Source organism: Dactylosporangium sp. NPDC051485 (assembly GCF_040682015.1).
Lineage (GTDB): Bacteria > Actinomycetota > Actinomycetes > Mycobacteriales > Micromonosporaceae > Dactylosporangium.
Map to the genome: position 1 here is coordinate 38,243 of NZ_JBFAZW010000085.1, position 8,326 is coordinate 46,568.

An 8,326-nucleotide genomic window follows, 5' to 3' on the forward strand; every position below is an offset into this window, starting at 1 on the left:
GCGCACCCACCTCCGACCAGCGCACCCACCGCAGCAGTTGAGGGGCCATGGGTGGAGCGAAGCTCCCCCACTCGCCACCAGCGCACCCACCGCAGCAGTTGAGGGGGCGTGGGTGGAGCGAAGCTCCCCCACTCCTCAGGAGCGAGCGAAGCGAGCGGGAAAGGCTACTCATCAAAGGCGAACGGCCCCTGCGTGAGCAGGGGCCGTTCAGATGAGTAGCGGGGACAGGATTTGAACCTGCGACCTCTGGGTTATGAGCCCAGCGAGCTACCGAGCTGCTCCACCCCGCGTCGGCTTGTTTAGATTAGCGCACGTTCGTCCCGGGTTCCAAATCGGCGGAGAGGGACGTGTCCGGCGTCACCCGGGCCGGGATCGTTGCCCCGGCCCGGGTGACGCGCACGCGATCAGCCCGCGGAAGGCTGCGGCGAAGCGGCCGCAGACGTGCCGGTCGAGGCGGACGCGGACGGGCCCGGGGAGGCGCCCGCTGAGGGCGAGGCCGGCGAGGTGCCACCCGCCGCCTTCACCGCGTCCTCGTACCTCGCGATGGCGTCCTGCAGGGCCTTGAGGGCCTTGCCGTAGGCCTCGAAGTCGCCGGACTTCTGCGCCGCCTCCAGGTCCGCGATCGCCTTGTTCATGGCGGTGATCGTTTCCTGGATCTGGGGCGTGCTCGGCTGGTTGCCGGTGGGTTGGGCGCCCTGGCCGGGGTTGTCGGTCTGCGGCGGCGGCGCCTGGCCCGTCACCTGTTTGACCAGCTGTTGCAGGCCCTGGGCGAGCGTGTCGGCGTAGGCCATGTACTTCGGACCGTAGGCCACCAGCACCTTCTGCATGCGCGGGAAGGCCTTGTCGTTCTTGTTTTTCAGATAGATCGGCTCGACGTACAGCATGCCGTTGGCGACCGGCAGCGAGAGCAGGTTGCCATAGATGACGTCGGAGTTGCTCGACGCGAACTGGGTCAGGTCCTTTCTCGCGTCGACGAGCGAGGTCATGCTGGCGTGCGTCTGGTTCGGGCCCTGGATCGCCGTGTTGGCCGGCAGCTCCAGCACCTCGAAGCGGGGCTGCCCGTTGACGTACGAGGCGGACATGATGGAGGCCAGGTTGCCCCGCTTGCGCGGCGCCATCGCGGCGGTGAGCTGGAAGCGGGGCGAGTCCTGCTTGGGCAGCTGGGCGACGATGTAGTACGGCGGCTGGTCGGCCGCGCTGTTGGCCGGGTCCTTCGGGACCTCCCAGAAGTCCTGCCCCGAGAAGAAGCCGTCCGGCGAGGTGACGTGGAAGCGGCTGAGCAGGTCGCGCTGGACCTTGAACTGGTCCTCGGGGTAGCGCAGGTGGTCCATCAGGCCCTGCGAGATCGCCGAGCGGGGCTGGACCAGCTTGCCACCGAAGGCCTTGTTCCAGGTCTTGAGCACCGGGTCCTGGTCGTCGAAGGCGTAGAGCTTGACCTCGCCGGTGTAGGCGTCGACGGTGGCCTTCACGGAGTTGCGCAGGTAGTTAACGTCCTGGCGGGGCTCCGGGAAAACCCGCCCGGCGGTCGAGGAGTCCTGGATCGCGGTGTTCCAGTCCAGCTTCTGCGCGTACGGGTACGTCGCCGACGTCGTGTAGCCGTCGATGATCCACAGGATCTTGCCGTCGACCACGGCCGGATACGGGTCGCTGTCCAGAGTCAGGAACGGGGCGATGTTGCGCACCCGGGTCTCCGGGTCGCGCACGTACAGGACCTTGGAGTGGTCGTTGAGCACCCCGGAGAGCAGGAAGTTCGTCTCGCGGAAGTAGGCGGCGAAGAGCATCCGGCGCCAGAAGTTGTTGACCGCGACGCCACCGCTGCCGTCGTACGTCGAGTAGGTGCTCGACTGGTCCTCGCCCCCGGTCGGCACGTTGAACTCGGCGTCGCGGTCGGACTGCTTGGACTTGCCGACGATCGCGTAGACGTCGCCCATCTGCTCGCCGTAGTAGATCTGCGGGTTGGTGACCGGGATCTTGTCCTTGTCGGCCACGCAGCTCTCGTCCGCGGCCTTGGCGTCCGACTGGGCCGAGTCGCCGAAGAAGCCCGAGACGTACAGCGGCTGGCCGCTGCAGACGACCTGGTTGGCGGGGGCGGCCACGAACCCGTAGCCGTGGGTGTACACGCTGTGACGGTTCTGCCAGTTGTTCTGCTGCAGCTGGTCGTAGCGGATCTCACGGACGCCGACGATGTAGTCCTGCGTCTTGCCGTCGATCGTGTAGCGGTCGATGTCGAGCTTCGGGTTGAACTCGTAGAAGCCCCGGACCTGCTGCTGCTGGGTGTACGTGTCGCCGACGACGGCCGGGTCGAGCAGCCGGATGTTGGCGACCGTGGGGTCCTTGCCGTCGAGCAGGCTGCCCGGCGGGTTGGTGTTATCCGCCGAGTAGGCCTCGACCTTGACGTCCTTGAGGCCGAACGCGTCCCTGGTGGCGTCGATCGCGTACTGGAAGTACGGCGACTCCTTCTGCAGCTGGCTCGGCTTCACGGTGAAGGACTGCACCGCGGCCGGGTAGATGCCGCCGACCGCGACCGCCGACAGGGCGAGCAGGCCCAGGGCCAGGCCCGGCCACACCAGGTTGCGCATGAACGCGTTGGAGAAGACCAGGATCGCGATCGCCACGATGATCGAGATCCAGGCCAGGATCTCCTTGGCCGGCAGCAGGGCGTTGATGTTGGTGTAGCCGGCGCCGTAGAGGTCCTGGGTGGGGAACTTGTCCAGCAGCAGGCCGCGCCGGTCCAGGAAGTAGGCGGCCGCCTTGAGCAGCACGAACGTCGCGACGAGGGCGGTCAGGTGGGCCCGGGCGGCGGCGGTCATCCGCTCGCCGGCGCCCTGCAGCCGGACCCCGCCGAAGAGGTAGTGCAGGGCCAGCGCGCCGAGCAGGGAGAAGACCACGGTCGTGAAGGCCACGCCCAGCAGGTAGCGCCAGAACGGGTACTCGAACACGTAGAACGACAGGTCGACGTGGAACTCGGGGTCGGTCTTGCCGAACGGGGTGCTGTTGCTGAACAGCATCCAGTCCTGCCAGTGACCCTGGGCCGAGAGCCCGGAGAAGAGCCCGATCAGGCCGGCGACCAGGACGATCCAGCCCATCATGTGGGGCAGGAGGAACAGCCGGTAGCGGTCCAGCGCGTGCTGCTCGGCCGAGTGCGGGCGCAGCAGCGGGCGGGCGCGGTAGGCGAGGTAGAGGTTGCCGGCGATGACCAGCCCGACCGCCACCCCGAAGATCAGGAACATCCAGATCCGGGTCGTGAGCACCCCGGTGAAGACCTGGGGGTACTTGACCTCGGAAAACCACAGGTAGTCCGCCCACGCACCGACCAACCGGTCGAACAGCGTGAACAACAGGAAGACGACCACCAGCACGGCGATCGTGACCCGGCCACGCCGGCTCACCCTGGTCATCGGATTACGCATTACCACGGTCGGCTCCGCCCGTTCGCGTATGGAAACTCGTTCAGCGTAGTCATCGGCTGCACAAAGCCGGCGTCCGCCCTGCTCGCAGCGCCTCCAGGGCCGCCAGCGCGTCGTCCACGTTGGTCACCTTGACGAGGGGCAGGCCGCGCTGCGCATTGTCCATCGCCTCGGCGCAGTTGCTGGCCGGCGTGAGGAACACCTTGGCCCCGGCCGCCTTCGCCGCGACCAGCTTGTGCGGGATGCCGCCGATCGGCCCGACGTTGCCGGCGTCGTCGATCGTGCCCGTGCCGGCGATGATCATCCCGCCGGTCAGGTCCTCCGGCTCGATGGTGTCGATGATGCCGAGCGTGAACATGAGGCCGGCCGACGGGCCGCCGATCTTGTCCAGCTGGATGGTCAGCTTGAAGGGGTGCGGCTGGGTGGTGCCCACCTGCACGCCGAGGCGCGGGTTGCCGTCGTCGCCGGCCTTGGTGGCGATCTCGACGGTCTGCGTCTGCCCGCCGCGGACGATCTCCACCTGGCGCGCGGTGCCGGCCGGCTTGGCCCGCACCAGCTCGGTGAGCTTGTCCGGCGAGTCGACGGCGGTGCCGTCCACGGCCTTGATGACGTCGTCCTTCTGCAGCTTGCCGACGGCCGGGAAGCCCTCGCTCACCTCACTGACGGTGACGAGCACCGGGTAGCCGAGCTTGCGCAGCGCCACCGTCTCGGCCGAGGTCTGGGACTGCTGGAAGTCGCGGGCGTTGTCCTCGTCGACCTGCCGCTGGGTGCGGTCGGGCGGGTAGATGAGCTCCCGCGGTACGACAGCGTGGTCGTGCTGGAACCAGCCGGCCATCGCCTCGTAGAGCGTGAGCTCCGGCTGCACCGACACCGTGGTCATGCGCAGCTGGCCCTTGGACTTGGTGGCCGTGGCCCCCTCGACGCTGATGATCGGATGGCCGTCGGGCTTGCCCGTGTCTGTTCCCAGGGTGTCGTACGTCGGTCCGGGCCCCATCTCGACATACGGCACCTTGACCACGGTCGCCTGCCAGGACAGCACCAACAGCAGCAACGCGCCGATCAGCACGGTGAGCCCACGACGTCTCATGGCGGCGAGCCTAGCGCCCCCGACCCGTCGCACCTGGAAGCGAGTACCGTTGAGGAATGCCCGCAGACATCCCGTTCGGCTTCGGTCCGTCCGGCGGCGACGTGCCGGATCCCAATGATCCGCGCCAGATGCAGCAATTCCTGAGCCAGCTGCAGCAGCTGTTCGCCACGCCCAGCGGCGGTCCGGTCAACTGGGATCTGGCCCGCCAACTGGCCCAGGCCCACCTGACCGGCAACGGCCCGGCGGGGGGCATGTCGCAGTTCCCGGTCGGTTTCGCCATGCCCGGCGCCGAGGTGCAGGTGCCGTCGCCCGAGGCGGACAGCGAGGCCAGCAAGCCGGTCGGCGACCCGGCGGTGACCGCCGTGGAGCGCGCCGCGGTGATCGAGGCGCTGCGCCTGGCCGACCTGTGGCTCGAGCCCGAGTCCTCCCTCCCGTCGGGCGTGCGCGCAACCTCGGCCTGGAGCCGCGGCGAGTGGCTGAACCAGACCCTGCCGGTCTGGCGCAAGCTGTGCGACCCGGTGGCGGCCCGCATGGTGTCGGCGATGACCGAGCTGGTGCCCGAGGAGATGCGCGCCCAGATGGGCCCGATGACCTCGATGGTCGCCTCCCTGGGCGGGGCGCTGCTCGGCGGTCAGCTGGGCACCGCGCTCGGCTCGCTCGCCGCCGAGGTGCTCTCGGCCGGCGACATCGGCCTGCCGCTCGGCCCGACGGGCACGGCGGCGCTGGTGCCGGCCAACATCGCGGAGTACGGCAAGGGCCTGGAGATCCCCGACGACCAGGTGCGCCTCTACGTGGCCCTGCGCGAGGCGGCCCACCAGCGGCTCTTCGGCCACGTGCCGTGGCTGCGCGGGCACGTCTTCGCCGCCGTGGAGGCCTACGCGGCCGGGATCCACGTCGACCGCGAGGCGATCGAGGAGGCGATGAGCCGCTTCGACCCAACGACCATGGGCACCGACCCGCAGGAGCTGGTGCTCGAAGGCATCTTCACGCCCGAGGACACGCCGCAGCAACGGGCCGCGCTGGCCCGGCTGGAGACCGCGCTGGCGCTGGTCGAGGGCTGGGTCTGCCACGTCGTCGACCGCGCCGCCGGCGACCGCCTCCCCGACGTGGTGCGCCTCTCGGAGGCCTTCCGCCGCCGCCGGGCGGCCGGCGGTCCGGCGGAGCAGACCTTCGCGGCCCTCGTCGGGCTGGAGCTGCGGCCGCGGCGGCTGCGCGAGGCCACGGCGCTGTGGAACGCGCTGACCGAGCACCGGGGCATCAGCGGCCGGGACGCGCTGTGGGGCCACCCGGACCTGCTGCCCGACGAGGAGGCGTTCGCGGATCCGGAGATGTTCGCGCGGACCCAGCTCGACCTGGGCGACCTGGGCTTCAACGACGAGACCGGCGGGGAGCCCAAGGAGTAGTCCCCTGCTCCTGGCGGATCGAAGCTGGCAAGGGATAAACGCCAGCTTCGATCGCCGCTCGATGCTTCCCTCGAAACCGCCGACGCGACCTAAGCGGCCATTTGTCCGCTTTCTCAGGTCAGGATCGCGCGGGTGGCCTCCCAGCCGTCCAGGCCAGGGTCGAGGCGGCGCAGGTCGGCCGGGCCGCGGAGGCGGTGCCAGCCCGGGGCGGCGGCGACCATGGTGGGCTCGGGGGCCGGGCGCCGGGCGGTGACCACGTCGCCGGCCTCGGTGTCCAGCTCCGGCACCCAGTCCGGCAACGGCAGGCGGGCGGCGGCGCCGAGCAGGCCCCCGTCGTGCGCCGGCGCAACGGCAAGGTGGCGGGTGGACAGCGGACGCAGCAGCTTGCCGATGAGCATGGCCGGCAGGTCGGGCGCGTCGGCCAGGACCACCGCGGCCTTGTCGTGGCCATCAGCGCCCGCCGCGGCCAGGGCGGCGCGGATGGTCGGGGCCTCGACCCGGTAGATGCGGGTCGACGGCCAGGCGATCTTGGCGGCCAGCGGCAGGTCGTCCGCGACGGCGGCGATGGCCGGCTGGACGCGCGGCAGCGGGGTGAGCAGATCGACGAGGTCCTCGGCCATCGCGGCCCGCCAGGAGTCCAGGTCGGTGCCGGGCGGCGACCAGGTCACCGGCACCAGCAGCGCAACGACCGCGGCCACTGTCACTCGGTGATCCCCAGGTTCGCTGCCGCCGACACCCCCTCAAGATACCCCCGGGCCCGCTCGGCCTTCGGATAGCGGGCCACCAGCGCCCAGAAGGCGCTGCTGTGGTTCGGGATGACCAAGTGTGACAGCTCGTGCAGCAGTACGTAGTCGATCACCCAGTCCGGCATCTCCTGAACGCGGTGGGAGATCCGGATGGTACCGTCGTCCGGCGTGCAAGATCCCCAACGGCCGTTCTGGTTCTGCACCCACCGCACGCTCGCCGGACGGGCGGCCGCGGGGTGGTCGGGCAGGTAACGGGTGGCAAGGCGCTGCGCGCGGGCGGTCAGCTCGACGTCGGTGCGGTGGGCGCGCTGCTCACGGGTGGCGAGCCGCTCCAGCATGCGGTCGACCCACTCACGCTCCTCCGCACGGGAGAACTGGGCCGGTATCAGCACGACCACCCGCTCACCGTCGCGGTAGGCAGACACCGTGCGTCGGCGGCGCTTGCTGCGCCGCACCTCGATGACCGGCTTGCGTGTCATGCCGGCCCCCCTCGGGTACCGCTCACGGAGGAACGCTAGCCGGAGGCGGCCATCCCTTCGCAAGGGCCAATCTCCGGGAGCGCGTCCGTAAGTCACCCATTCGTGGTGACTCGCCGGAAAGATTCCGCCGGAAGTCCGGCCCGCTCCGGGACCGGGGCGGGATTTCATCCACAGCAACCCACAGCGTTGCCCACACGGTTATCCCCAGCCTGTGCATAGTGTGTACGGTGCGGTTGGAGGAAGATCTTCCGATTACGCTCGGCGTGTCCCGTCTAACCACACTTTCCCCGAGTGTCCGACAAGGCACACTCACCACGTTGGCCTAGCTGGTCAGCACCGGTACGCGGGACGTGCCGGACCGAGATGAGGAGGGCATCGTGGCCGAGACTTACAACGGCTACTGCGTCAAGTGCAAGGAGAAGCGGGACTTCGAGGGCGAGATCGCCATCTCGAAGAACGGCATGAAGACGGCGAAGGGCCCGTGCCCGGTCTGTGGCACCACGGTCAACCGGATCCTCGGCAAGGCCTGACGCTCCCGGGCGCCCTCGACGCCCGCCCCGCACGTGGCCCACACCCGGGCCGAACGACGCAACCCCGCCAGGGGCCCCGTCCACACCTGGCATTCGGCCCGGATATGTCCGCCAATTTGGCGGACATATCCGATTTTTCGGTTAAGCGGGTTCTCGCGGATTCCCCACAAAACCGTGCATACCCCCACTCCGTATGCGCCCCTACCTGTGGACAACCCGGCGCCAAGCTGTGGATAACGCCGGCCGACGGTGGATCATCCTGTGGATAACCGCGTCGGCCGGCGCCCGGCCGTGTTAATGGTGGTCTATGCGACCGACGCTCCTGCCCGGCCTGCGACGCCTCTGGCGCGACGAACGCACCATCCAGCTCGGCACCGACCCGGCCACGGCGATCGTCCTCGAACTGAACCGCCCCGAACTGGCCCGCGCCCTCGACCTGCTCAACGGCCGGCACACCGTGCACACCCTGGTGGCCGAGGCGGAGGCGATCGGCCTCGACGGCTCCGACGTGCTCGACCTGATCCAGGCGCTGCGCTCGTCGGGCCTGCTGGTCAGCTCCCACGCGCTGCTGCCCACCGGCCTGCCCGGCCACGTGGGCGCCCGCCTGACCGTCGAGGCGGCCGCCATCGGCCTGCGCCTGCGGGCCGGCGACGACGCCCGGACGCCCGCCGATG

6 protein-coding genes, 1 tRNA gene and 1 pseudogene are annotated in these 8,326 nt (G+C 69.8%); 3 read left to right on the forward strand and 5 right to left on the reverse strand.

Going from position 1 to position 8,326, the window contains the following annotated elements; genetic code table 11:
- Window positions 1-216: 216 nt before the first annotated feature.
- The 3 genes from AB0M46_RS36665 to AB0M46_RS36675 all read right to left on the reverse strand — a co-directional run bounded on the left by AB0M46_RS36665 (window position 217) and on the right by AB0M46_RS36675 (window position 4,494).
- Window positions 217-290 (reverse strand) — tRNA-Met (locus AB0M46_RS36665).
- Window positions 291-404: 114 nt separating this feature from the next.
- On the reverse strand, window positions 405-3,410 hold the full coding sequence (locus AB0M46_RS36670; RefSeq protein WP_363343865.1) for a UPF0182 family protein: 3,006 nt from the start codon (window positions 3,408-3,410) through the stop codon (window positions 405-407).
- 49 nt (window positions 3,411-3,459) lie between these two features.
- Window positions 3,460-4,494 (reverse strand): PDZ domain-containing protein, encoded by a 1,035-nt coding sequence (locus AB0M46_RS36675; RefSeq protein ID WP_363343857.1) that lies wholly within the window; start codon window positions 4,492-4,494, stop codon window positions 3,460-3,462.
- A gap of 56 nt (window positions 4,495-4,550) precedes the next feature.
- Between AB0M46_RS36675 and AB0M46_RS36680 the strand changes: the two genes are divergently transcribed.
- Window positions 4,551-5,897 (forward strand): zinc-dependent metalloprotease, encoded by a 1,347-nt coding sequence (locus tag AB0M46_RS36680; protein ID WP_363343859.1) that lies wholly within the window; start codon window positions 4,551-4,553, stop codon window positions 5,895-5,897.
- Between the two features lie 113 nt (window positions 5,898-6,010).
- On the opposite strand, the gene AB0M46_RS36685 is transcribed toward AB0M46_RS36680, so the two are convergent.
- Window positions 6,011-6,601: a hypothetical protein gene (locus AB0M46_RS36685; RefSeq protein ID WP_363343861.1), complete on the reverse strand. Its 591-nt coding sequence runs from the start codon at window positions 6,599-6,601 to the stop codon at window positions 6,011-6,013.
- A complete protein-coding gene (locus tag AB0M46_RS36690; protein WP_363343863.1) occupies window positions 6,598-7,122 on the reverse strand; it encodes a M48 family metallopeptidase in 525 nt (174 codons plus the stop codon). The genes AB0M46_RS36685 and AB0M46_RS36690 overlap by 4 nt, the downstream gene beginning before the upstream one ends.
- Before the next feature lie 377 nt (window positions 7,123-7,499).
- Here AB0M46_RS36690 and AB0M46_RS36695 point away from each other — a divergent pair, with 377 nt between their 5' ends.
- Window positions 7,500-7,652, forward strand: a complete 153-nt coding sequence (locus tag AB0M46_RS36695) for a DUF5679 domain-containing protein (RefSeq protein WP_344616509.1) — start codon at window positions 7,500-7,502, stop codon at window positions 7,650-7,652.
- Window positions 7,653-7,959: 307 nt separating this feature from the next.
- Window positions 7,960-8,326: pseudogene (locus AB0M46_RS36700) on the forward strand (hypothetical protein); the annotation flags it as partial.

Bases quoted from the DNA above. Each gene is read 5' to 3' on its own strand.
- AB0M46_RS36670 (WP_363343865.1), bottom strand. From the start codon at position 3,410: ATGCGTAATCCGATGACCAGGGTGAGCCGGCGTGGCCGGGTCACGATC.
- AB0M46_RS36675 (WP_363343857.1), bottom strand. From the start codon at position 4,494: ATGAGACGTCGTGGGCTCACCGTGCTGATCGGCGCGTTGCTGCTGTTG.
- AB0M46_RS36680 (WP_363343859.1), top strand. From the start codon at position 4,551: ATGCCCGCAGACATCCCGTTCGGCTTCGGTCCGTCCGGCGGCGACGTG.
- AB0M46_RS36690 (WP_363343863.1), bottom strand. From the start codon at position 7,122: ATGACACGCAAGCCGGTCATCGAGGTGCGGCGCAGCAAGCGCCGCCGA.